The sequence below is a fragment of the Streptomyces sp. NPDC002851 genome, assembly GCF_053591935.1.
Window position 1 is genome coordinate 1 of the sequence record NZ_JBSFUT010000023.1, and the last position, 21,653, is coordinate 21,653.

Genomic DNA, 21,653 nt, shown 5'->3' on the forward strand with positions numbered 1-21,653 from the left:
CAAGGTCGACACCGTCGACATTCCCGACGCCCAGAACGCCATCGCCGCCTACCCGGCCGCCACCCTCAAGCAGTCCGCACACGCCGCCACCGCCGCAGCGAACAGCACCGCCGCCGCCACCCCGGCCGCCGTCTCGAAGCCCGCCGTGAACGCGTCCTGAGCCGCCTTCAGGAGTGCCGCGCCCTGGTCGCCCGGTAGCTCCTTGACCACCTCGACCGCGCCGCCGAGCGAGTCGCGGGCGGCCGCGGCCGTCTCGGCGGGTACGCCCGTGGGTGCGGTGAAGTCGCGGTAGACGCCGGTCACCACGGAGCCGAGCAGGGCGATGCCGAGGGCCGAGCCGAGTTCGTACGCCGTCTCGGAGACCGCCGACGCCGCGCCCGCCTGCTCCTTGGGGACGCTGGAGAGGATCACGTCCGCGGTCACCGTGAAGGCCAGGCCCGCGCCCGCGCCGCCGATGAACAGCGCCACGCACATCGAGACCGCCGAGGTGCCCGCGTCCAGGGCCGTGCAGGCGGCGAGGGCCAGGCCGACCGCCGCGAGGCCGCCGGAGATCGCGATCCGTACCGAGGTCCGCCGTGCGATGAACCCGGCGACGAGTCCGGTGGCCACGGCGCCCACGGCCGCCGGGAGTTCGATGAGGCCCGCCCCCAACGGCGTACGCATCTGCACCAGTTGCAGGAACTGCGACAGGAAGAAGACCAGACCCGCCAGGCCGAGAATCGTCAGAAGGTCGGCCAGGACGGCGCCGGTGAACCCACGGTGCTGGAAGAGCCGCATGTCGAGCAGGGGCGAGTCGAGCGTCAACTGCCGCCGGGCGAACCAGGACAGACAGCCCAGGCCGAGCGCGGCGGCCGCCGCGATGTCCCAGCGGAAGCCGTAGACGGCGGCCTCCTTGACCGCGTACACGATCGCCACCATGCCGACGAAGGAGAGTGCGACGCTCGGCAGGTCCCACGGGCCCGGACGCGGGTCACGCGACTCCGGGAGCAGCTTCACGCCGACGAGGACGAGCACCGCCATCACCGGCAGGTTGATCAGGAAGACCGAGCCCCACCAGAAGTGGTTGAGCAGGGCGCCACCGACCACCGGTCCCACCGCCATGCCCGCCGAGGCCGCCGCGCCCCAGATGCCGACGGCGAGACTGCGCTCCTTGGGGTCGTGGAAGATGTTCCGGATCAGGGCCAGCGTGGACGGCATCAGCGTCGCGCCCGCGACACCGAGCAGCGCCCGCGCGACGATCATCATCTCGGGGCTGGTGGCGTACGCGGTCAGGGCGGAGACCGCGCCGAACGCGACCGCGCCCGTGAGCAGCAGCTTCTTGCGGCCGATGCGGTCGCCGAGGCTGCCCATGGATACCAGCAGACCGGCGATGACGAACGAGTAGACGTCGCCGATCCACAGGAGCTGGGTGCCGGAGGGCTTCAGGTCCTCGCTGAGGTACGGCGTCGCGAGGCCGAGTACGGTCGCGTCCACGGCCACGAGCAACACGGCGAGGACGAGGACACCGAGGGCGAGCCAGCGCCCCGGGTGCTGTGCCTCCTGCTCGAGTCGCCGTCCCTGCCGGGCCGCCGTCTGCCGCACTGTGCTGGTCACTTCTCCACACTCCGTCGGGCACCGCCGAGCAGCAGCTCGACGATCATGTACTGGTAGTCATTGGCGGCGACCCGGCCCTCCTGCACGGACCAGGCGCCGGAGCCGATCAGGCCGTACAGGGCCTCGGTCAGCCAGGCCGGGGTGAGGTCGATACGGAACTCGCCCGTCTCCTGGCCGCGTTGGAACAGGGCCGAGATGCGCGCGTCGATGCGGTTCCAGCCCTCGTTGACCTGTTCGCCCTCGAAGAGCTGGTTCTCGGTGACGAGGAACGCGAGGAATCCGGCCACCGGCTCGGTCGCGGCGACGAGCCGCCGCAGCGCCTCTTCGGCCGCGCCCTCGTCGAGCCGCGCCGCGTCCAGGGCCTCGCCGAGCTGGCGCAGGCCCAGGTCCTCCAGGGCGCGTACGAGTGCTTCGCGGCCCGCGAAGTGGCGGTGCAGGGTGGCGCGGCTGATGCCCGCCGCCCGCGCGACCTCGTCCATCGTGGCGGTGGCTTTACGGGTCAGGAGGGCTGCGGCGGTGCGCAGCACCTGTTCTCGATCGACTGCCATGAGACAACGATAGCCCATATGAGACACGTACGTCTCATTCTTAAGAACGATTCCGGGCACGCGAAAGGCCCGCCGTACGTCGCACGGCGGGCCTTTCCAGAGCGCTCAGACGGTTACTGCTTGGCCGTGGCCCAGGCCCTCTGCACCGCCAGGTCCTCCTTGACCTCGGCCAGCTGGACGGCGACGGCGGACGGCGCCGTACCGCCGCGGCCGCTGCGCGAGGCCAGGGCGCCGGGGACGTTGAGGACCGAGCGCACCTCGGGCGTGAGGTGCTCGGAGATCTTGGCGAACTGCTCGTCGGTGAGCTGGTCGAGCTCGATGCCGTGCTGCTCGCACTCCTTGACGCACGCGCCCGCGACGTCGTGCGCGACGCGGAACGGGACGCCCTGCTTGACCAGCCACTCGGCGATGTCGGTGGCGAGCGAGAAACCGGCCGGGGCCAGCTCCTCCATCCGCTCCCGGTTGACGGTGAGCGTGGCCATCATGCCGGTGAAGGCCGGGAGCAGGATCTCCAGCTGGTCGCAGGAGTCGAAGACCGGCTCCTTGTCCTCCTGGAGGTCGCGGTTGTACGCGAGCGGCAGCGCCTTGAGCGTGGCCATCAGGCCGGTCAGGTTGCCGATGAGACGCCCTGACTTGCCGCGGGCCAGCTCCGCGATGTCCGGGTTCTTCTTCTGCGGCATGATCGACGAGCCGGTGGAGAAGGCGTCGTGGAGCGTGACGAAGGAGAACTCCTTCGTGTTCCAGACGATGATCTCCTCGGCGATCCGGGAGAGGTTCACGCCGATCATCGCGGTGATGAAGGCGAACTCGGCGACGAAGTCCCGCGAGGCCGTCCCGTCGATCGAGTTGCCCGCCGAGCCGTGCTCGAAGCCCAGGTCGGCCGCCACGGCCTGCGGGTCGAGGCCGAGCGAGGACCCCGCGAGCGCGCCCGAGCCGTACGGCGACACGGCGGTGCGCTCGTCCCACTGGCGAAGGCGCTCGGCGTCCCGCGACAGGGACTGCACGTGCGCGAGGACGTGGTGCGCGAAGAGCACCGGCTGGGCGTGCTGGAGGTGCGTACGGCCGGGCATCGCGACGTCCGGGTGCGCCTCGGCGAGGCCGACGAGGGCCTCCTGAAGCTCGGTGATGAGGCCGCCGATGATGCGGGCGTGGTCCCGCAGGTACATCCGGAAGAGCGTCGCCACCTGGTCGTTACGGGACCGCCCGGCGCGCAGCTTGCCGCCGAGGTCCGGGCCGAGCCGCTCCAGGAGGCCGCGCTCCAGGGCGGTGTGCACGTCCTCGTCGGCGATGGTGCCGGTGAAGGAGCCGTCCGCGACGTCCGCCTCCAGCTGGTCGAGCCCGGCGATCATGCGCTCCAGCTCGTCCTCCGTGAGCAGGCCCGCCTTGTGCAGGACGCGCGCGTGGGCGCGGGAGCCCGCGATGTCGTACGGCGCGAGCCGCCAGTCGAAATGGACGGACGCGGAGAGTTTCGCCAGGGCCTCGGCGGGTCCGTCGGCGAAGCGGCCACCCCAGAGGCGGACGTCACCGGTGTTGCTGCTCACTGCTCTGCTCCTCGGAGGGTGGTGGGTGTGCGGCTCACGCTACTGCTCGGACCGGTCAGCCGAGGTCACGCTTGGCGGCGATCTTCTGGGACAGGCCGAAGATGTCGATGAAGCCCTGGGCCTTGGACTGGTCGAAGGTGTCGCCCGAGTCGTACGTGGCGAGGTTGAAGTCGTACAGGGACTGGTCCGACTTCCGGCCGGTGACGACCGCGCGGCCGCCGTGCAGGGTCATCCGGATGTCGCCGGAGACGTGCTGGTTGGCCTCGTTGATGAAGCCGTCCAGGGCCCGCTTGAGCGGCGAGAACCACAGGCCGTCGTAGACCAGTTCGCCCCAGCGCTGCTCCACCTGCCGCTTGTACCGGGCGAGTTCACGCTCGACCGTGACGTTCTCCAGCTCCTGGTGGGCGGTGATCAGGGCGATGGCGCCCGGAGCCTCGTACACCTCACGGGACTTGATGCCCACGAGCCGGTCCTCGACCATGTCGATCCGCCCGATGCCCTGGGCGCCCGCCCGCTCGTTGAGCTGCTGGATGGCCTGGAGCACGGTGACGGGCCTGCCGTCGATGGCGACCGGGACGCCCTCCTTGAAGGTGATGATCACCTCGTCGGCGTCGCGCGAGGTCGCCGGGTTCTCGGTGTACTCGTAGACGTCCTCGATCGGGGCGTTCCAGATGTCCTCGAGGAAGCCGGTCTCGACGGCCCGTCCGAAGACGTTCTGGTCGATGGAGTACGGCGACTTCTTGGTGGTGGCGATCGGCAGGCCCTTCTCCTCGCAGAAGGCGATCGCCTTGTCCCGGGTCATCGCGTAGTCGCGGACCGGGGCGATGCACTTCAGGTCGGGAGCGAGGGCGACGATGCCGGCCTCGAAACGGACCTGGTCGTTGCCCTTGCCGGTGCAGCCGTGGGCGACCGTGGAGGCGCCGTGCTTCTCGGCGGCGGCCACCAGGTGCTTGACGATGGTCGGCCGGGAGAGTGCCGAGACCAGCGGGTAGCGGTCCATGTAGAGGGCGTTGGCCTTGATCGCCGGGAGGCAGTACTCATCGGCGAACTCGTCCTTGGCGTCCGCGACTTCGGCCTCGACCGCACCGCAGGCGAGCGCGCGCTTGCGGATGACGTCCAGGTCCTCGCCGCCCTGGCCGACGTCCACGGCGACGGCGATGACCTCGGCGCCCGTCTCCTCGGCGATCCAGCCGATGGCGACGGAGGTGTCAAGGCCGCCCGAATAGGCGAGTACGACGCGCTCGGTCACGGGTTTCTCCTTACGGTGCAATCAACGTCATGCATGAGTATGCAGAACTCTGCATGATTCGTCAATGCGGCACCGGACCGACGACGGCCGCCTCGCGAGACGGGCGTGAAATCATTAGACAGGCGAAGGAATTCCGCGAATAATCCTTAGCCATGGGAAAGACTTACGAGCGCATCGACGGCAGGCTCCGCACCTTCATCGAGGAGCAGCCGATGTTCTTCACCGCGACCGCCCCGCTCTCGGGCGACGGCACGGTGAATCTCTCACCCAAGGGTCTGACCGGCTCCTTCGCCGTCATCGACGAACGCACCGTCGCCTACCTGGACTTCGCGGGCAGCAACGCCGAGACCGTCGCGCATCTGCGCGAGAACGGCCGCATCACGCTCATGTGGTGCGCCTTCCAGGGCCCGCCCAACATCGTCCGGGTGCACGGCCGCGGCGAGCCCGTCTTCCGTGACGACCCCCGCTTCACCGAGCTGCTCGGGCACTTCACCCGCATCGACCCCGCCGGGCACGGCCTGCGCGCGATCATCGTCGTGACGGCCGAACTCATCCGCGACACCTGCGGCTACGCGGTGCCCTTCATGACGTACGACGAGGACCGCGACCTGCACCGCAAGCGCTTCGCCCGCGAGGACGACGCTTCCCTCAGCGCGTACTTCCAGAAGAAGGACCACATCGAAAGCAGCCTGGACGGCCTTCCCGGACTGCCGTTGCCGCTGCCGCCCAGTACGTTCTGAGCCATGCGCTTAAGTGGAACCGTCGCGTCCCTGACCCTGCTCGCCGCCACGGCCCTCGGCGCCGCGCCGCCCCCGACGGGCGCCGCGCCCACCGCGTTGCCCGACCGGATGGCCGAGACGGGCGGCGGCAGTCAGCTGATCACCGCCGTGGCGCCCCGGGCCGGGTCCACCACGGGCCGGGTCACCTGGTGGGACCGGCGCGGCGGGCGCTGGGTCGCGGCCGGTTCGGCGGCCGCACGGTTCGGGGCGGGCGGGCTGGTCGAGGGGGCGAAGCGGCGGCAGGGCACGTCCACCACGCCGACCGGTGTGTACGACCTGCCGTACGCGTTCGGCACCGCGGCCGCGCCCGCCGGGACCACGACCCCGTACCGCCGGGTGCGCCCCGACTCCTGGTGGTGCCAGGACAACCGGTCGCGCTCCTACAACCGCTGGGTGCAGCCGCTGCCCGCCGACTGCCGCGCCGCCGAGTCGGAGCATCTTGCCGATTACCGGCGGCAGTACGCGTATGCCCTCGTCGTCGGCTTCAACTACGCGCAGCCGGTGCGCGGCCGTGGCGCCGGGATCTTCCTGCACGTCAACGGGCGTGGCCCGACGGCCGGTTGTGTCTCCGTACCGGCCGGGGCGATGCGCCGCATCCTCGACTGGGCCGAGCCGCGGCGGGATCCGCACCTCGCGATCGGGACGCGGTCCGGACCGACCGCGATCACCCGGGCCCGCGCGGGGACCTGAGACGGGTGGGTGCAACGACCACATATCGAGACGGGATTGCGGGGCGTCATGTCCACGGCGTTCCATCGCGCCGTGGATACGCAAGCAGAACCCGCTGACGCCCAGGGGTCCCAGGGATCCGACGATCGTGCGGCCCGCCGCGCCGTCACCATCTTCCCGGTTCTCGTGCTCGCCGCGGGCGCCCTCGGTCTGGCGATACCGGGCACCTTCGCGCCGTGGAAGACCGAGGTGCCCTATCTGCTCGGCATCGTCATGTTCTGCATGGGCCTGACGATGACGCCCGTCGACTTCAAGGGCGTACTCAAGCGGCCCTGGGCGGTCGCGCTCGGCCTCGCCGCGCAGTATCTGGTGATGCCGGTGCTCGGCTGGCTGATCGCGCACGCCCTGTCGTTGCCGCCGCAACTCGCCGCGGGCGTCATCCTGGTGGGCTGTGCGCCGGGCGGCACCGCCTCCAACGTGGTCACCTATCTCGCCCGTGGCGACGTGGCCCTGTCCGTCTCCGTCACCAGCGTCTCGACGATGCTCGCGCCGCTGCTCACCCCGGCCCTGACGCTGCTGCTCGCGGGCACGTTCCTGCCCATCGACGCGGCCTCGATGACCGGTGACATCGTCAAGACCGTGCTGCTTCCGGTGATCGGCGGTCTGCTGGTACGGCTGTTCGCGGGCCGGTACGTCGACCGGGTGCTCGGCGCGCTGCCCTGGCTGTCGGCGGTCGCGATCGCCGTGATCGTGGCCGTGGTGGTGGCCGCGAGCGCGGACGCCATCAAGTCGGCGGCCGCGCTCGTGATGGTCGCGGTGGTGCTGCACAACAGCCTGGGCCTCGCGCTCGGTTACACGACCGGGCGCCTGGCCCGGCTCGGTGCGCCGCAGAGCCGGGCGCTCGCGTTCGAGGTGGGGATGCAGAACTCGGGGCTGGCCGCTGCGCTGGCGACGGCGCACTTCAGCCCTCTGGCGGCGCTTCCGGCGGCGGTGTTCTCCGTGTGGCACAACGTGTCAGGGGCCGTTGTGGCCTGGTGGGTTGCGCGGCAGCGAGGGTAGTGGGTCAGCGCGGGTTTCTTTCCCCAGTCCCGCCCCTTCCCGAAACTGGGGCCCGCGGCGAAGCCGCTAATGGATGCAGCGCCCCCAGACCCCCGGCTCATCGCGCTGAACGCGCTCGTCCTCAAACGCCGGACGGGCTGGGACCAGTCACCGGGCCTGCTGCGCCAGGCTCAGCAGATGGTCGGCCAGGGCCTGCCCACCCGTGGGCTCGCGACTGATGAGGAGCAACGTGTCGTCGCCCGCGATCGTGCCCAGGATGTCGTGGAGTTCCGCCTGGTCGATCGCCGAGGCGAGGAACTGGGCGGCCCCGGGCGGCGTCCGCAGCACGACGAGGTTCGCGGACGCCTCGGCGGAGATGAGGAGTTCAGCGGAGAGGCGGCGCATCCGCTCCTCCTTGGCGGACTCCCCCAGCGGGGCACGCGGGGTGCGGAAGCCGCCCTCGCTGGGCACCGCGTAGATCAGATCCCCGTCGTTGTTCCGGATCTTCACCGCGTTCAGCTCGTCCAGATCCCGGGACAGCGTCGCCTGCGTGACGGAGAGCCCGTCGTCCGCGAGCAGCTTCGCCAACTGGCTCTGGGAGCGCACCGGTTGCCGGTTGAGGATGTCCACGATCCGGCGGTGGCGGGCCGTACGCGTCTGGGGTACGGCGGGTCCGCCGTTGTCGGCGAGTGGCTCGCCCCGCTCGCCCCGCTCGTTGTCCTGCAGCCTCATCGTCGTCTCATTCTCCGGATCGTCCGTCCCCGTAAGCCTGTTGGGCCTCTTGGACCTGGTCGAGGACGCCGGGCAGGGTCTGGAGGAACGCTTCCACCTCCGCGTCACCGACCGTCAGTGCCGGCATCAGCCGGACGACGTCGGGAGCGGGCGCGTTCACCAGAAGGCCGGCGTCCTGGGCCGCCTGCTGCACCTGGGGGGCAAGCGGCTGTGTGAGCACGATACCCAGGAGCAGCCCGGCCCCCCGGACGTGGCCGACCAGAGGGTGCCCCAGACCCTCGATTCCGTCGCGGAGCCGCTCGCCCTGCCGCTTCACATGGTCGAGCAGCCCGTCACCGGCGATGGTGTCGAGTACGGCCACGCCCGCGGCACAGGTCACCGGGTTGCCGCCGAAGGTGGTGCCGTGCTGGCCGGGCCCCAGCAGGTCGGCCGCGGCGCCGAAGGCCACGGTCGCGCCGATGGGCAGGCCGCCGCCGAGGCCCTTGGCGAGCGTGACGAGGTCCGGCTCGACGCCCTCGTGGGCCTGGTACGCGAACCAGTGGCCGGTCCGCCCGATGCCGGTCTGCACCTCGTCGAGGACGAGCAGCGTGCCGGTGGCCGCGGTGATCTCCCGGGCGGCCCTGAGGTATCCGGCCGGGGGCACGACGACACCGTTCTCGCCCTGGATCGGCTCGATGACGAGCAGCGCGGTGTCGGTCGTCACCGCGTTGCGCAGCGCCTCGATGTCGCCGTACGGGACATGTGTGACGTCGCCGGGCAGCGGCCGGAAGGGTTCCTGCTTCGCCGGCTGACCGGTGAGCGCGAGGGCGCCCATGGTGCGGCCGTGGAAGCCGCCGTCGGTGGCGACCATGTGCGAGCGCCCGGTCAGGCGGCCGATCTTGAACGCGGCCTCGATGGCCTCCGTACCGGAGTTGCAGAAGAAGACCCGGCCCGCGCGCCCGAAGTGCTGGAGCAGCTTCTCGGCGAGCGTGACGGTCGGCTCGGTGACGAAGAAGTTCGCGACCTGCCCGAGGGTGGCGACCTGGTCGCTGACCGCACGGACCACGGCGGGGTGGGCGTGCCCGAGGGCGTTGACCGCGATGCCGCCGACGAAGTCGAGGTACTCGGTGCCGTCGGCGTCCCACACCTTCAGGCCCTCGCCGCGCACCAGCGGGAGCAGCGGGGTGCCGTAGTTGTTCATCATCGCGCCCTGCCAGCGCTGCGCGTACTCCTGGTTGGACGTCACTGCGCTCCCCCTTCGGTCACGTCGGTGGTGGTGTCGGTGGCGAGGGCGTCCGGCACGACCATGGTGCCGATGCCTTCGTCCGTGAAGATCTCAAGCAGGATCGAGTGCTGGACCCGGCCGTCGATGACGCGGGCGGTGTTCACGCCGTTGCGCACGGCGTGCAGGCAGCCCTCCATCTTGGGCACCATGCCGCTGGCCAACTCCGGCAGGAGCTTTTCGAGTTGGGCGGCGGTCAGGCGGCTGATCACGTCGTCGCTGTGGGGCCAGTCCTCGTAGAGGCCCTCGACGTCGGTGAGGACCATCAGGGTCTCGGCGCCCAGCGCGGCGGCGAGCGCCGCGGCCGCCGTATCGGCGTTGACGTTGTAGACGTGACCGTCGTCCTCGGAGCGGGCGATGGAGGAGACCACCGGGATGCGGCCGTCGGCGAGCAGCGCCTCGATGGCGCCGGTGTCGATCTCGGTGATCTCGCCGACCCGGCCGATGTCGACGAGTTCGCCCTCGATCTCCGGCTGGTGTTTGGTGGCGGTGATGGTGTGCGCGTCCTCGCCGGTCAGGCCGACGGCGAGCGGGCCGTGCTGGTTGAGCAGGCCGACCAGCTCGCGCTGCACCTGTCCGGCGAGCACCATGCGTACGACGTCCATGGCGTCCTCGGTGGTGACGCGCAGGCCCGCCTTGAACTCGCTGACGATGCCGTGCCGGTCGAGCGCCTTGCTGATCTGCGGGCCGCCGCCGTGCACGACGACCGGCTTGAGACCGGCGTGGTGCAGGAAGACCACGTCCTGCGCGAAGGCGGCCTTCAGCTCCTCGTCGACCATGGCGTTGCCGCCGAACTTGATGACGACGGTCTTGCCGTGGTGCCGGGTCAGCCAGGGCAGTGCCTCGATGAGGATCTGCGCCTTGGGCAGTGCGGTGTGTTTACGAGCGGTCATGGCCTCTGCTCTTGTCCCCGGGTAGTCGGCGTGCTGCTCAGTGCTCAGTCAGTACTCAGGAGGAATACGCGCTGTTCTCGTGTACGTAGTCTGCGGTCAGGTCGTTGGTCCAGATCACTACCGGGTCCGTGCTGCCCGCGGCCAGGTCGGCCGTGATGGCGACCTCGCGGTAGCGCATGTCGACCAGGTCGCGGTCCTCGCCGACGGAGCCGTTCTTGCACACCCATACGCCGTTGATCGCGACGTTGAGACGGTCCGGCTCGAAGGCCGCCGAGGTGGTGCCGATCGCGGAGAGCACCCGGCCCCAGTTGGGGTCCTCGCCGTGGATGGCGCACTTGAGGAGGTTGTTACGGGCGATGGAGCGGCCGACCTCGACGGCGTCGGCCTCGCTCGCGGCGTTGATCACCTCGATCTTGATGTCCTTGCTCGCGCCCTCGGCGTCGCCGATCAGCTGCCGCCCGAGGTCGTCGCAGACGCTCCGTACCGCCTCGGCGAACTCGGCGTACTCCGGGGTGATGTGGGTCGCGCCGGAGGCGAGCAGGAGCACGGTGTCGTTGGTGGACATGCAGCCGTCGGAGTCCACCCGGTCGAAGGTGGTGCGGGTGGCGGCACGCAGCGCCCGGTCGAGTGTGGCGCTGTCCACGTCGGCGTCGGTGGTGAGCACCACCAGCATGGTGGCGAGGCCGGGGGCGAGCATGCCCGCGCCCTTCGCCATGCCGCCGACGGTCCAGCCGTCGCGCTCGACGACCGCGGTCTTGTGCACGCTGTCGGTGGTCTTGATGGCGATGGCGGCCTTCTCACCGCCGTGCCCGGACAGTGCGGCCGCGGCCTGCTCGACGCCCGGAAGCAGCTTGTCCATGGGCAGGGTTACGCCGATGAGCCCGGTCGACGCGACGGCAACCTCAGCCGCGTTCACGTCGAGCACCTCGGCGACCTTCTCGGCGGTCGCGTGCGTGTCCTGGAAGCCCTTGGGGCCCGTACAGGCGTTGGCGCCACCGGAGTTGAGGACCACCGCGGAGACCAGGCCGCCCTTGAGTACCTGCTCGGACCACAGGACCGGGGCGGCCTTGACGCGGTTGGCGGTGAAGACGCCCGCGGCGGCAAGGCGGGGCCCGGTGTTGACCACGAGGGCCAGGTCGGGGTTCCCGTTCTCCTTGATCCCGGCGGCAATGCCCGCCGCCGTGAATCCCTTGGCTGCCGTAACACTCACGGCGCGACTCCGATCGAAGAAAGCCCAGTGGTCTCATCGAGCCCCAGGGCGATGTTCATGCTCTGCACCGCGCCACCGGCGGTGCCCTTGGTGAGGTTGTCGATGGCGCTGATCACGATGATCCGGCCGGCGCTCTCGTCGTACGCGACCTGGAGCTGTGCGGCGTTGGAGCCGTAGACGGAGGCCGTGGCGGGCCACTGGCCTTCGGGCAGCAGGTGCACGAACGGCTCGTCCGCGTACGCCTTGTCGTACGCCGCGCGCAGCGACTCGGCGCTCACGCCGGGCTCGGCCTTGGCGCTGCAGGTGGCGAGGATGCCCCGGGCCATCGGGGCGAGCGTCGGCGTGAAGGACACGGTGACCGGCTTGCCCGCGGCGGCGCCGAGGTTCTGGATCATCTCGGGGGTGTGCCGGTGGCCACCGCCCACGCCGTACGGCGACATCGAGCCCATCACCTCGGAGCCGAGCAGATGCGGCTTGAGCGCCTTGCCCGCGCCGGACGTGCCGGTGGCCGCGACGATCACCGCCTCCGGCTCGGCGAGCCCGGCGGCGTACGCGGGCGCGAGGGCGAGCGAGACGGCGGTCGGGTAGCAGCCGGGCACCGCGACCCGCTTGGACCCCGCCAACGCGGCGCGGGCGCCCGGGAGTTCGGGCAGCCCGTAGGGCCAGGTCCCGGCGTGCGACGAGCCGTAGAACTTCTCCCAGGCCGCCGCGTCCTTGAGCCGGAAGTCGGCGCCCATGTCGACGACGAGGACGTCCGGGCCGAGCTGCTCGGCAACGGCGGCCGACTGGCCGTGCGGCAGCGCGAGGAACACGACGTCGTGACCGGCCAGGTGCTCGGCAGTGGTCGGCTCCAGGACGCGGTCGGCCAGCGGAAGCAGCTGCGGCTGAAGCGCGCCGAGGCGCTGCCCCGCGTTGGAGTGCCCGGTCAGGGCGCCGATCTCGACCTCCGGATGGGCCAGGAGCAGCCGCAGCAGCTCCCCGCCCGCGTATCCGCTCGCCCCTGCGACTGCCGCACGTACTGCCATCGGACCCTCCTCCTTGATGGCATGACTATACGTAGCTCTGAAGTTTTATGCAATGCGGGATCTCTCGAGGTGCCGACGGCCGCCGGGCCTGATTCGCTGGTAGGCGCAGTCCCCCCTACACAGTGCGAGCTACACAGTGCGAGGACCGATCATGAGCGCAAGGGACGAGGTACGCGCACGCATCCAGCAGATGCGCGACAAGGCGGAAGAACTGAAGGCCACCGCGGAACGCACCAACGACCCGGACGAGCGCAAGCGGCTCCAGGAACGGGCCCGCAAGCTGAAGTCCGACGCCGAGCAGGAAAGCATGATGCGGGGCGGGGACATCTACCCCTCGGAGTGAGTCGACGGGAGACGGAAACGGGGCGCGGCCGGTGGGTCGCGCCCCGTTCCGTTGCCCGGCGCATCAGCTCTTCTCGGCGGGCAGGCCCCAGGGGAAGCGGGCCCTCGACGAGACGGACCCTCGAGGAGACGGACCCTCGAGGAGACGGGCCCACGGGGGGAGACGGGCCCTCGGGGGGACGGGCCCTAGGGGAGACGACCCCTGGGCTTCCCAGGCCCTAGGCTTCCCCCGGCCGCCCGAACCCGCCCCCGACCCGAGGAGCGCACGCCGTGTTCGACCCCGCACCGGAGCTTCCGTACCCCGACGCCCTGCGGCCGGACCAGGAGCCCGAGCCGCACCCGCTGCTCGCGCCCGTGCTCGGCCTCCTGGGCACCTGGCACGGCCGGGGCCAGGGCGGATATCCGACGCTCGGCGCGGACTTCGCGTACGCGCAGCGGGTCACCTTCAGCCACGACGGCCGTCCCTTCCTCCATTACGAGGCCCGGGCCTGGCTGCTCGACCCGGACGGCGCGCCGCTGCGGCCCGCGGCCCGGGAGAGCGGCTGGTGGCGGCTCCAGCCCGACGGCCGCGTGGAGGCGCTGATCACGCAGCCCACCGGGATCGCGGAGATCGCGGTCGGGCACGCGGCCGCGGGCACGATCGACCTCGCGACCGACCATGTGTCCCGTACGCCCACGGCCAAGGAGGTCGAGGCAACCCGCCGCCGCTACACCCTGACCGAAGCGGCGGACGGCGACACGCTGACGTTCGTCCATGACCTCGCGGCGGTCGGCCAGCCGTTGCAGCACCACCTCGCGGCGAAGCTGCGGCGCTTGGCCACTAGGTGAGCGCGGCCGTCCGTCGTGCGGTGACCGCCGCCGCCGTGTAGCCCATCGCGAAGCCACCGCCCATCGCGTCGATCGCGCGGCCGGTGGCGGTGATGATGGCGGCGAGGCGGTCCGGCGGCAGGACTCCGGCCAGGCCGTTGGTGGGGAGCTGGTCCAGCCACTCGTCCCGGGTGTAGGCCCGCTCCCAGTCGAAGCGCCACTCCTCCGGCTCGGCGAACGCGCCCGTCGCCCGTATCCCGTCGGCGGCCTTGTCCAGGATCGACCCGTACGCGTCGAGCGGGGGCACCGCCCAGGGGTTGAGCGGCGCGTCGGGCAGGATGCGTCGGTGCACCGCGGAGAAGACCTCGGCGACGTCGGCCGCGGGCCGGAAGACGTTCCAGAAGGCGGCGAACCGGCCGCCCGGCCGCACCACCCGCGCCGCCGCGGCCGCCCCGGCGACCGGTTCGATCCAGTGCCAGGTCTGCCCGGAGACGATCGCGTCGAAGGTCCGCCCGGCCGGGTCCCAGGACTCGAAGGCCCCGACCTCGGCGTCGACCCCGTGAGCCCGCGCGAACTCGGCCATCCGCGCGTCCACGTCGACCCCGAGCACCCGGCATCCGGCCGCCTGGAACTGCCGGGCAGCGATGCCGGTGCCGCAGCCGACGTCGAGCACGTCGAGCACGTCGCGTCGGTCGTCAGGCATATCGGGTGCGTCCGGCCCGCGGCTCGTGGCGATGATCCGCTTGATCAGAGCGTCGGGATATCGGGGGCGGGCGCGGTCGTAGCGGTCGGCGTCGGTGCCGAAGGACTCGGCCATCCCTCGTTCCTTGAACGGCTCTTGGGCGGGCGGAGTCGACGGTGGAGTGGGCATGCGCCCACTATGGTGGGCACATGCCCACTCGTCAATCGGGCCCCACGTCGTCCGAGGTAAGGTCCCGGGCGGGAGACGGGCGGGAGACGAGTGGGAGAAAGGCAGGTGCGCACGGTGCCGACCGGGGTCCATATCCGCGACGTACGCGAACAGCTCTTCGGCGCCGCCGAGCGCGTGCTGCTCCGGGACGGGCCGAACGCGCTGACCAGCAGGGCCGTCACCACAGAGGCAGCCGTCGCCAAGGGCGTCCTGCACCGGCACTTCACCGACTTCGACGCGTTCCTCGCCGAGCTCGTACGGGACCGCATAGCGCGGCTCGACGACCAGGCCGCCCAGCTACGGGCCGCGGCCGGGACCGGGGGCGTGACCGGCCACCTCACCGGCGTCCTGACGGATCTGTTCGGATCCGTGGCCGTGGCCGTCGTCGGCCTCGTCACCTCCCGGGACACGCTGCGCGCCCGGCTGCGCGAGACCACACCGACCGGCATCCCACTGCTCACCGAGGCCACGGCCGTACTCGCCGGGTACCTCACCGCCGAGCGGGACCTCGGCCGGATCGCGGTCGACGCCGACGTGGACACCCTCGCCGCCACCCTGATCGGTACCGGCCACCTGCTCTTCGCCGACCGCACCGGGCCCCCGCCGGAGGCGGAGGCGGTCGGCAGAGCGGTGACGACGGTCCTTGGCGGTGTCGTACGGGAGCGGTGACCGCGGCCGGAGGCCGCCCGTGCGGTCAGTCGGCCTGACGGGGCTGCCGCCCGGCACCCGGCTCGGCCGCGTTCAGCGCGCCGACCGCGACGGTGATCACCCAGGCCATCACCAGAACGCGGCCGACCGGGATGAGCGGCGAGACGGCGGGCACGACCAGCGACAGCAGGGACAGGACGGCGACTCCCCCGGCGACATGGCCGAACCGCGCCGCGCCGCGGCCGATCGGCGTCGCGTCACCCGCGGCACGGCAGGTGAACAGCGCGAACAGGCCGAGGGCGGCCACGTGCAGGGTGCCACCGGAGACGAAGTTCGCATCGCGCAGCAGCTCCACCGTGTCGCCGGACAGGTCGGACGTGAACCCGGCCAGGGCGAAGCCGAGCACAGCTGACACCGTCAGGAGCGCGGCCGCCGTCCAGGCGGCGGCACGGGCTCGCCCCTCGCGGATCACCGTGTTCCCGGCGCTGCGCAGGAAAACGGCCAGGGCCAGCGCGCAGAGCAGCATCAGCACGCCGGTGATCACGGCGGCCGACGCGTTGTTGGCGTAGTAGTGAACGACCTCGCTCGTCGCGGCATCCGGCTGCGGCAGCGGATCGTCGGCGAGCAGGCTGCCGACCGCGGCGAACCCGAGGAAGGCGAGCAGGAACCCGATCCCGGCGGCCAGTGACGTTTTCCGGCGTCGGTCGTCCGGCGCTATGGGGGTGGGAGCGGGTGTGGGCGCGAGCGCGGGTTTGGGCTCGGGCTTGGGCTTGGGCCGGGGCGTCGTCATGACGTCTTCCTGTCTCTCCACGGTCGTTGGGACGGCGGCAACGGGCGAAGCCCGCGCGGTCCCAAACTCCCCGATCCGGCAGCCGAGTTCGTCCCACCGGCGGAGGCGGTCGCGCTGCTCCCAGAGGCGTAGTTCCGCAGGGCCGCGGAGACCGTTGGGCACCATTGGGCACCGTTGGGCATCTTTGGAGACAGGGCGGCCTAAGACCGGTTCTGGTCGAGTCGTAGGCTCCAGCGGCCCGCCCGGCCCGTGACGGCGACCGTCGAGAGCGGGCGGACGTCGATGTTCCAGTACGTCGCCGGGGGTGCCATCAGGGCGTACACCACGGCCGCCCGCACCACCCCGGGCTCGGCCACGGCCACGATGCGGCCGCCGTCCTCGGCCGGGCGGGTGTCCAGCCAGCGACCCACGCGGGATATGAAGGCAAGCAGCGACTCACCGCCGTGCGGCGCCGAGCGGGGGTCGCCGAGCCAGGCGTCGACCGCGGCCGGTTCCTGGGCGGTCACCTCGGCCAGGGTCAGGCCGCGCCAACGCCCCATGTCGCAGTCGCGCAGGGCGGGCTGGGCGAGCGGCGCGAGGCCGAGCGCGTCGCCGGTGGTCCGGCTGCGCGGGCTCGGCGAGCAGTAGCGCAGCTCGGCCACGGCCAGCGGCACCAGGGCGGGCGCGGCCCGCTGTACGTCGTGCCACCCGGCCTGGTCGAGCGGCCGGTCGTCGTCGAACCGCTCCGCGAGCAGGGACGAGCTGCGTGCGGCGGCGAGGAGGGTGACCCGGACATGCATGCGGCGATCGTGGGCGGAGAGGCTGCGCAGGTCAAGTGGTGAAGGTGTGACGCCTGATTGGTCCCGTGTTCACATCATGGGGTCGTGTATGAGGTCGTACATGAGGTCGTGTATGTCGCGTATGAGAACGTTTATGAGAGCGAGCGGGCGCACCGCCGCCACCCGCACGGCCGCCACCGCCGCCCGGCGCCACTCACCTGCGCCACTCACCGCCCGCCGCTCGTCACTGCAGCCCGAGCGCCATCCATTTCTCCGGGTTCTCCAGGGCGCTGAAGCCGACCTTCTCGTACACCCCGTGCGCGTCCGCGGTCGCGAGCAGGATGCGGCGCAGGCCGTACGGGGCCAGCTCGTCCCGGACCGCGCTCACGAGCGCGGTGCCGAGGCCGGTGCCGCGCGCGGCCGGGTCGACGTACACGTCACAGAGCCAGGCGAAGGTCGCCCGGTCCGTGACGACCCGGGCGTACGCCAGCTGCTCGCCCGAAGTCCCGTCGTACGCACCGAAGTTGAGCGATCCGGCGATCGCCCGGTCCTGCTTCTCGCGGCTGCGCCCGAGCGCCCAGTACGCGTCGGTGGACAGCCAGCGGTGGATGCGGGCGGCGTCCAGGCGGCCGGGGTCGGTGGAGATCTCGTAGGCAGGGTGCGGGGTGGCGTCGTCCCGGCCCGGGCTGTGTGCGTCGTACGTCGTGCTCATGACCGGAGCCTCGCACCCGCTTCCGCCCACCGTCGAACCATTTCCACGGAGTGCTCAGCCGAGCACCTCGTCGCAGGCCGTGCGCAGCCGCCGTACGCCCTCGACGATCTCGGCCCGCCCGGCGAGCCCGGCGAAGCTCAACCGGACGTACCCGGCGGGCGGTTCGGCACAGAAGTACGGGCGGCCCGCCGCCACCGCCACCCCGGCGCGCAGCGCGGCCGACACCAGGGGTGCCTCGTCAGCGCCGTCGGGCAGGCGCAGCCACAGGTGGTAGCCGCCGGAGGGGATGTGCGGCAGGGCCAGTTCGGGGAGCTCGCGCAGGATTGCCGAGGTCATGGCGTCCCTGCGCTCCCGCAACTGTGCGGCGACGGAACGGAGATGGCGGCCCCAGGCGGGGGCGCCGACGAGTTCGAGCGCGGCCTCCTGGAGCGGCCGGGGTACGAAGAAGTGGTCGACGATCTGGATCGCGCGCAGCCGTTCGAGCACCGGTCCGCGGGCCACCAGGGCGCACACCCGGAAGCTCGGCGAGGTCGCCTTGGTGAGTGAACAGACGTGTACGACGCGGCCGTCGGGGTCGTCGGCGATCAGCGGGGCGGGCAGCGGCCCCGCGTCCTCGTGCACGAGACGGCGGACAAAATCGTCCTCCACGACGAACGCGCCCGCCTCCCGCGCCGCCCGGAGCACCGCACCCCGCCGGTCCCCGGCGAGCACGGCGCCGGTCGGATTCTGGAAGAGCGGCTGGCAGACGAACACCCGGGCGCCGGTCGCCCGGAACGCGGACGCGAGCAGCTCCGGACGTACGCCCTCGGTGTCCACCGGCACCGGAACCGGCCGGAGCCCCGCGGCCTGCGCGATCGCCAGCATGCCGGGGTACGTGGGCGACTCGACCAGGACCGGCGCCCCGGGCGGCGCGAGCGCGCGCAGCGCCGTGGTGAGCGCGGACTGGCCGCCCGAGGCGATCAGCACCTCGGACGCGGTGACCGCACCGCCGCAGCCGCGCGCGAACCACTCCCGCAGCTCGGGCAGGCCGTCCGCGGGCGGCCGCCCCCACGCGCCGGGGCGTCGGCCCGCGCGGGCGAGCGCGGTGGCCATGGCGCGCTCGGGCTGCAAACTCGGGTGCAGATAGCCGCAGTTGAACTCGATGACGCCGGTGGGCGGCGCGGCGAGGGTGGCGAGTACGCCGGTCGCGTCGACGGTACGGGGCACCGCTTCGGTGGCCGCGTCGGCGCTCAGGGCCAGCTGCTGCCAGGAGGTGTCGCCGGTCGGCACGGTGGCGGTGGGCGGCGCGGCCCGGAAGGCTCCGGCGCCGGGGCGGGTGACGACCAGGCCCTCGGCGGCCAGCTGGGCGAGGGCCCGGGATACCGTCACGGGGCTCACGCGGTGGGCCTCGACGAGGGCCCGGCTCGACGGCAGCTTCTCACCCGGAGAGTAGCGATTCAGCTCGCTTCTCAACCGATCCGCCAACTCACCCACACTGCTACGCTCTTGCATGACAGCACAGGATAGCGCTACTCAGTCCGGCCGGATAGCGGTCACCGCGGACGCCGACGCCACCGCGGCCTCCCCGTCGAAGGCAGACCCGGCAGCGCGGGGCCCGGCGGGCGGGAGCACCGCGCGGGGCACCGTACTGGCCGCGCTCGGTGTCGTCTCGTTCTCGCTCACCTTCCCCGGCACCGTCTGGGCCCTCGACGGCTTCGGACCCTGGGCGCTCATCGCCGTGCGCAGCCTGCTCGCCGGGCTGCTCGCGGGCGGCTGTCTGCTCGCGCTGCGGGTCCGGCCGCCGAAGCGGCAGCACTGGGCCGGGCTCGCCGTCGTCGCGGCCGGGGTCGTGGTCGGCTTCCCGCTGCTGACCACGCTCGCCCTCCAGACCTCGACGAGCGCGCACGCCGCGGTCGTCGTGGGCCTGCTTCCGCTCACCACCGCGCTGTTCTCGGCGCTGCGCACCGGGTCGCGGCCGCGGCCGGCGTTCTGGGTCGCGGCGGTCGCGGGCGCGGCGGCGGTGCTCGTGTTCACGGTGACGCAGAGTGGCGGCGCCGTGTCTACCGCCGATCTGTATCTCTTCGCGGCCCTGCTGATCTGCGCGGCGGGCTACACCGAGGGCGGTCGGCTCGCCCGGGTCATGCCCGGCTGGCAGGTGATCGGCTGGGCCCTGGTCCTGTGCCTGCCGCTCGCCGTGCCCGCGACCGCGCTGACCCTGGCCCTCGAACCCGTCCAGCTGACCGGGCACAGCATCGCCGGAATGCTCTGGCTCGCGGTCGGCTCGCAGTGGCTCGGCCTGGTCGTCTGGTACCGCGGCATGGGCGTGATCGGCGTCCCCAAGGCCAGCCAGCTACAGCTCGCCCAGCCGCTGCTCACCCTCGGCTGGGCGGTGCTGCTGCTCGGCGAGGAGCTGCCCCTGGCGGCGCCGCTGACCGCGGTGGCGGTCCTCGTCTGCATCGCCGTCACCCAGCGCCGGGCGTAGGCCCCTGTTCCCCCGGTGGTCACGGGCGCACCACCCGGCCGCCCCGCTTGCGGGTTCCAACCTTCGCCACCCGACGTACAGTGACGACAACGGATCGCTACCTCGGCCCCCGCGAGGAGGACACTCCCCATGCAAGCTTCTGTGGGCGACCGCCTGCTGGTGCACGGCAGAATCGTCGGACAGCACGACCGGTACGCGAAAATCATCGAGGTGCTCGGTGAGGACGGCAGCCCGCCCTTCCGCGTCCGCTTCGAGGACGACGGCCACGAGGCCATCGTGTCCCCAGGACCCGACTCCGTGGTGCGGCACCACCCTCATCCGGAATCCCAGTCGTAGCCGACGCGGAGGAGCGGCCGGTGAGCCGTGGAGCAGCCCCCGTCCGCCTGCCCCCGGTTCACCGGCTGCTCCTCACTCACCGATAGTGCTCACCACTCACCGATAGTGCTCACCGATAGTGGTCCTCGACCACCCTGGCCATCGCCCCGAACGGGTCGGTGGCCACCTCTTTGGCGGAGAAGAAGACGTGCCCGCGCACCCGCCGGTGGTCCTCGGCGAACGTGAGGTGCCGGGACAGCTCGGCCACGTCCTGCCAGGGCGCGGGCTGCCCGGGGGCACCCGCCTTGTAGAGGGCCTCGCCGATGTAGAGGCGCACGCCGGTGCCGCGTACGACATCGGCCCACCAGGGCAGCAGTTTGGCGTAGTCGGCGAGCTCGAATCCGATGTTCCAGTACAGCTGCGGCACCACGTAGTCGATCCAGCCGCTCTTCACCCACTTCCGGGTGTCGGCGTACAGGTCGTCGTAGGTCTCCACGCCCGCCCGGGTGTCCGAGCCGATCGGGTCCGTGGACCGGTTCCGCCAGACCCCGAACGGGCTGATCCCGAAGGCCGTCGTCGCCCGCTCCCGGCGTACGCGTACGCCCATCTCGCGGACGAGCCGGTCGGTGTTGTCCCGCCGCCAGGCCGCCCGGTCCGGGAAGTCCCCGCCGTACCGCGCGTACGCGGCGTCGTCGTCGAAGACCTCGCCCGCCACCGGATACGGGTAGAAGTAGTCGTCCCAGTGCACCGCGTCGACCGGATAGCGGCGCACCGCGTCCAGCATGGCCTCCTGGACGAAGGCCCGGACCTCGGGCAGCCCCGGGTTGTAGTAGAGCTTCCCGCCGTACGGCACCACCCAGTCGGGGTGCCGGCGCGCGGGGTGGGTCGGTGCGAGCAGCGAGGGGTCGGTGTGGGTCGCCACCCGGTACGGGTTGAACCAGGCGTGCAGCTCGAGGCCGCGCCGGTGGGCCTCTTCGACGGCGGTGCCCAGCGGGTCCCAGCCCGGGTGCTTGCCCTGCGTCCCGGTGAGCCAGACCGACCAGGGTTCGTACGGTGACGGCCACAGGGCGTCCGCGGTGGGCCGCACCTGGAGGATGACGGCGTTGAGGCGGCGCCGTACCGCCGCATCCAGATACGCGAGGAGCTCCGCGCGCTGCTCGGCGGCGCTCAGGCCGGGGCGGGACGGCCAGTCCCGGTTGGCGACGCTCGCCAGCCACATCCCTCGTAAATCGCGACCCGCCCCCGCCCCGCCCCGCGCGGCGGCGGCCGGATCGGCGGCGGACCGGGCGCCCGCCGCGCCCGCCGCGCTCGCCTCGCCCGCCGCCGCGACGCCGGAGAGCATCGCCGCCGCGGCCACTCCGATGCCGCGTCT

The 21,653-nt window shown here is 72.0% G+C and carries 23 protein-coding genes; 8 read left to right on the plus strand and 15 right to left on the minus strand.

The features are described 5' to 3' along the window. Positions 1 to 48: 48 nt before the first annotated feature. The 4 genes from ACWD10_RS23415 to ACWD10_RS23430 all read right to left on the minus strand — a co-directional run bounded on the left by ACWD10_RS23415 (position 49) and on the right by ACWD10_RS23430 (position 4,931). Positions 49 to 1,581 carry an MFS transporter gene (locus ACWD10_RS23415; protein ID WP_451094227.1) on the minus strand — a complete coding sequence of 511 codons (1,533 nt, stop codon included), beginning with the start codon at positions 1,579 to 1,581 and terminating at the stop codon, positions 49 to 51. Positions 1,582 to 1,589: 8 nt separating this feature from the next. After that, positions 1,590 to 2,141 (minus strand): TetR/AcrR family transcriptional regulator, encoded by a 552-nt coding sequence (locus ACWD10_RS23420; RefSeq protein WP_451094022.1) that lies wholly within the window; start codon positions 2,139 to 2,141, stop codon positions 1,590 to 1,592. Positions 2,142 to 2,254: 113 nt separating this feature from the next. Next, positions 2,255 to 3,682 (minus strand): argininosuccinate lyase, encoded by a 1,428-nt coding sequence (gene argH, locus ACWD10_RS23425; protein ID WP_451094024.1) that lies wholly within the window; start codon positions 3,680 to 3,682, stop codon positions 2,255 to 2,257. Positions 3,683 to 3,737: 55 nt separating this feature from the next. After that, positions 3,738 to 4,931, minus strand: coding sequence for an argininosuccinate synthase (locus ACWD10_RS23430; RefSeq protein WP_451094026.1), 1,194 nt, complete (start codon positions 4,929 to 4,931; stop codon positions 3,738 to 3,740). Between the two features lie 152 nt (positions 4,932 to 5,083). Between ACWD10_RS23430 and ACWD10_RS23435 the strand changes: the two genes are divergently transcribed. From ACWD10_RS23435 to ACWD10_RS23445, 3 genes are read left to right on the plus strand one after another with little or no spacing between them, the layout of a single operon-like run. Further along, positions 5,084 to 5,671: a pyridoxamine 5'-phosphate oxidase family protein gene (locus ACWD10_RS23435; protein ID WP_451094028.1), complete on the plus strand. Its 588-nt coding sequence runs from the start codon at positions 5,084 to 5,086 to the stop codon at positions 5,669 to 5,671. A 3-nt stretch (positions 5,672 to 5,674) separates the two neighbouring features. After that, positions 5,675 to 6,400, plus strand: a complete 726-nt coding sequence (locus ACWD10_RS23440; RefSeq protein WP_451094030.1) for a L,D-transpeptidase family protein — start codon at positions 5,675 to 5,677, stop codon at positions 6,398 to 6,400. 48 nt (positions 6,401 to 6,448) lie between these two features. After that, positions 6,449 to 7,438 carry a bile acid:sodium symporter family protein gene (locus ACWD10_RS23445; RefSeq protein WP_451094032.1) on the plus strand — a complete coding sequence of 330 codons (990 nt, stop codon included), beginning with the start codon at positions 6,449 to 6,451 and terminating at the stop codon, positions 7,436 to 7,438. A gap of 147 nt (positions 7,439 to 7,585) precedes the next feature. Here ACWD10_RS23445 and ACWD10_RS23450 read toward each other — a convergent pair whose 3' ends face one another. The 5 genes from ACWD10_RS23450 to argC are packed head-to-tail and all read right to left on the minus strand — an operon-like array spanning position 7,586 to position 12,538. Next, positions 7,586 to 8,149: an arginine repressor gene (locus ACWD10_RS23450; protein WP_451094034.1), complete on the minus strand. Its 564-nt coding sequence runs from the start codon at positions 8,147 to 8,149 to the stop codon at positions 7,586 to 7,588. Positions 8,150 to 8,156: 7 nt separating this feature from the next. Further along, the gene (locus ACWD10_RS23455) at positions 8,157 to 9,332 is read right to left on the minus strand and encodes an acetylornithine transaminase (protein ID WP_451094229.1); all 1,176 of its coding nucleotides are present in this window, start codon (positions 9,330 to 9,332) and stop codon (positions 8,157 to 8,159) included. Positions 9,333 to 9,370: 38 nt separating this feature from the next. Further along, a complete protein-coding gene (gene argB, locus ACWD10_RS23460; protein WP_451094036.1) occupies positions 9,371 to 10,303 on the minus strand; it encodes an acetylglutamate kinase in 933 nt (310 codons plus the stop codon). Between the two features lie 55 nt (positions 10,304 to 10,358). Next, positions 10,359 to 11,513 carry a bifunctional glutamate N-acetyltransferase/amino-acid acetyltransferase ArgJ gene (argJ, locus tag ACWD10_RS23465; protein WP_451094038.1) on the minus strand — a complete coding sequence of 385 codons (1,155 nt, stop codon included), beginning with the start codon at positions 11,511 to 11,513 and terminating at the stop codon, positions 10,359 to 10,361. Beyond that, positions 11,510 to 12,538, minus strand: a complete 1,029-nt coding sequence (argC, locus tag ACWD10_RS23470; protein WP_451094040.1) for an N-acetyl-gamma-glutamyl-phosphate reductase — start codon at positions 12,536 to 12,538, stop codon at positions 11,510 to 11,512. The genes argJ and argC overlap by 4 nt, the downstream gene beginning before the upstream one ends. 151 nt (positions 12,539 to 12,689) lie before the next feature. Between argC and ACWD10_RS23475 the strand changes: the two genes are divergently transcribed. Continuing rightward, positions 12,690 to 12,881, plus strand: a complete 192-nt coding sequence (locus tag ACWD10_RS23475) for a DUF6381 family protein (RefSeq protein ID WP_451094042.1) — start codon at positions 12,690 to 12,692, stop codon at positions 12,879 to 12,881. A 269-nt stretch (positions 12,882 to 13,150) separates the two neighbouring features. Continuing rightward, positions 13,151 to 13,708 (plus strand): FABP family protein, encoded by a 558-nt coding sequence (locus ACWD10_RS23480; RefSeq protein WP_451094044.1) that lies wholly within the window; start codon positions 13,151 to 13,153, stop codon positions 13,706 to 13,708. On the opposite strand, the gene ACWD10_RS23485 is transcribed toward ACWD10_RS23480, so the two are convergent. Next, positions 13,701 to 14,504 (minus strand): class I SAM-dependent methyltransferase, encoded by an 804-nt coding sequence (locus tag ACWD10_RS23485; RefSeq protein WP_451094231.1) that lies wholly within the window; start codon positions 14,502 to 14,504, stop codon positions 13,701 to 13,703. The genes ACWD10_RS23480 and ACWD10_RS23485 overlap by 8 nt on opposite strands. A gap of 168 nt (positions 14,505 to 14,672) precedes the next feature. On the opposite strand from ACWD10_RS23485, the gene ACWD10_RS23490 reads away from it, so the two are divergent. Continuing rightward, on the plus strand, positions 14,673 to 15,266 hold the full coding sequence (locus ACWD10_RS23490) for a TetR/AcrR family transcriptional regulator (protein WP_451094233.1): 594 nt from the start codon (positions 14,673 to 14,675) through the stop codon (positions 15,264 to 15,266). Positions 15,267 to 15,291: 25 nt separating this feature from the next. Here the strand turns inward: ACWD10_RS23490 and ACWD10_RS23495 are convergent, their stop codons facing one another. From ACWD10_RS23495 to ACWD10_RS23510, 4 genes are all read right to left on the minus strand, one after another. Further along, positions 15,292 to 16,035 carry a hypothetical protein gene (locus ACWD10_RS23495; RefSeq protein WP_451094046.1) on the minus strand — a complete coding sequence of 248 codons (744 nt, stop codon included), beginning with the start codon at positions 16,033 to 16,035 and terminating at the stop codon, positions 15,292 to 15,294. A gap of 200 nt (positions 16,036 to 16,235) precedes the next feature. Next, complete coding sequence (locus ACWD10_RS23500; protein ID WP_451094048.1) at positions 16,236 to 16,814, minus strand: histidine phosphatase family protein; 579 nt, start codon at positions 16,812 to 16,814, stop codon at positions 16,236 to 16,238. 223 nt (positions 16,815 to 17,037) lie between these two features. Continuing rightward, entirely contained in the window at positions 17,038 to 17,505 is a 468-nt protein-coding gene (locus tag ACWD10_RS23505; RefSeq protein ID WP_451094050.1) for a GNAT family N-acetyltransferase, read from the minus strand. 54 nt (positions 17,506 to 17,559) lie between these two features. Then, complete coding sequence (locus tag ACWD10_RS23510) at positions 17,560 to 18,996, minus strand: aminotransferase-like domain-containing protein (protein WP_451094052.1); 1,437 nt, start codon at positions 18,994 to 18,996, stop codon at positions 17,560 to 17,562. Here ACWD10_RS23510 and ACWD10_RS23515 point away from each other — a divergent pair. Together ACWD10_RS23515 and ACWD10_RS23520 are read left to right on the plus strand one after the other, a co-directional pair. Further along, a complete protein-coding gene (locus ACWD10_RS23515) occupies positions 18,995 to 19,966 on the plus strand; it encodes a DMT family transporter (protein WP_451094054.1) in 972 nt (323 codons plus the stop codon). The genes ACWD10_RS23510 and ACWD10_RS23515 overlap by 2 nt on opposite strands. A 129-nt stretch (positions 19,967 to 20,095) precedes the next feature. Then, the gene (locus ACWD10_RS23520) at positions 20,096 to 20,302 is read left to right on the plus strand and encodes a DUF1918 domain-containing protein (protein WP_451094056.1); all 207 of its coding nucleotides are present in this window, start codon (positions 20,096 to 20,098) and stop codon (positions 20,300 to 20,302) included. Positions 20,303 to 20,411: 109 nt separating this feature from the next. Here the strand turns inward: ACWD10_RS23520 and ACWD10_RS23525 are convergent, their stop codons facing one another. Then, the gene (locus tag ACWD10_RS23525; protein ID WP_451094235.1) at positions 20,412 to 21,623 is read right to left on the minus strand and encodes a glycoside hydrolase family 10 protein; all 1,212 of its coding nucleotides are present in this window, start codon (positions 21,621 to 21,623) and stop codon (positions 20,412 to 20,414) included. Positions 21,624 to 21,653 lie beyond the last annotated feature (30 nt).

Excerpts from the sequence above, each read along its gene's own strand:
- ACWD10_RS23420 (WP_451094022.1), bottom strand. The coding sequence starts at position 2,141 with ATGGCAGTCGATCGAGAACAGGTGCTGCGCACCGCCGCAGCCCTCCTG.
- ACWD10_RS23435 (WP_451094028.1), top strand. The coding sequence starts at position 5,084 with ATGGGAAAGACTTACGAGCGCATCGACGGCAGGCTCCGCACCTTCATC.
- ACWD10_RS23440 (WP_451094030.1), top strand. The coding sequence starts at position 5,675 with ATGCGCTTAAGTGGAACCGTCGCGTCCCTGACCCTGCTCGCCGCCACG.
- ACWD10_RS23445 (WP_451094032.1), top strand. The coding sequence starts at position 6,449 with ATGTCCACGGCGTTCCATCGCGCCGTGGATACGCAAGCAGAACCCGCT.
- ACWD10_RS23450 (WP_451094034.1), bottom strand. The coding sequence starts at position 8,149 with ATGAGGCTGCAGGACAACGAGCGGGGCGAGCGGGGCGAGCCACTCGCC.
- ACWD10_RS23455 (WP_451094229.1), bottom strand. The coding sequence starts at position 9,332 with ATGATGAACAACTACGGCACCCCGCTGCTCCCGCTGGTGCGCGGCGAG.
- argB (WP_451094036.1), bottom strand. The coding sequence starts at position 10,303 with ATGACCGCTCGTAAACACACCGCACTGCCCAAGGCGCAGATCCTCATC.
- argC (WP_451094040.1), bottom strand. The coding sequence starts at position 12,538 with ATGGCAGTACGTGCGGCAGTCGCAGGGGCGAGCGGATACGCGGGCGGG.
- ACWD10_RS23475 (WP_451094042.1), top strand. The coding sequence starts at position 12,690 with ATGAGCGCAAGGGACGAGGTACGCGCACGCATCCAGCAGATGCGCGAC.
- ACWD10_RS23485 (WP_451094231.1), bottom strand. The coding sequence starts at position 14,504 with ATGGCCGAGTCCTTCGGCACCGACGCCGACCGCTACGACCGCGCCCGC.
- ACWD10_RS23495 (WP_451094046.1), bottom strand. The coding sequence starts at position 16,035 with ATGACGACGCCCCGGCCCAAGCCCAAGCCCGAGCCCAAACCCGCGCTC.
- ACWD10_RS23500 (WP_451094048.1), bottom strand. The coding sequence starts at position 16,814 with ATGCATGTCCGGGTCACCCTCCTCGCCGCCGCACGCAGCTCGTCCCTG.
- ACWD10_RS23505 (WP_451094050.1), bottom strand. The coding sequence starts at position 17,505 with ATGAGCACGACGTACGACGCACACAGCCCGGGCCGGGACGACGCCACC.
- ACWD10_RS23515 (WP_451094054.1), top strand. The coding sequence starts at position 18,995 with ATGACAGCACAGGATAGCGCTACTCAGTCCGGCCGGATAGCGGTCACC.
- ACWD10_RS23510 (WP_451094052.1), bottom strand. The coding sequence starts at position 18,996 with ATGCAAGAGCGTAGCAGTGTGGGTGAGTTGGCGGATCGGTTGAGAAGC.
- ACWD10_RS23520 (WP_451094056.1), top strand. The coding sequence starts at position 20,096 with ATGCAAGCTTCTGTGGGCGACCGCCTGCTGGTGCACGGCAGAATCGTC.
- ACWD10_RS23525 (WP_451094235.1), bottom strand. The coding sequence starts at position 21,623 with ATGCTCTCCGGCGTCGCGGCGGCGGGCGAGGCGAGCGCGGCGGGCGCG.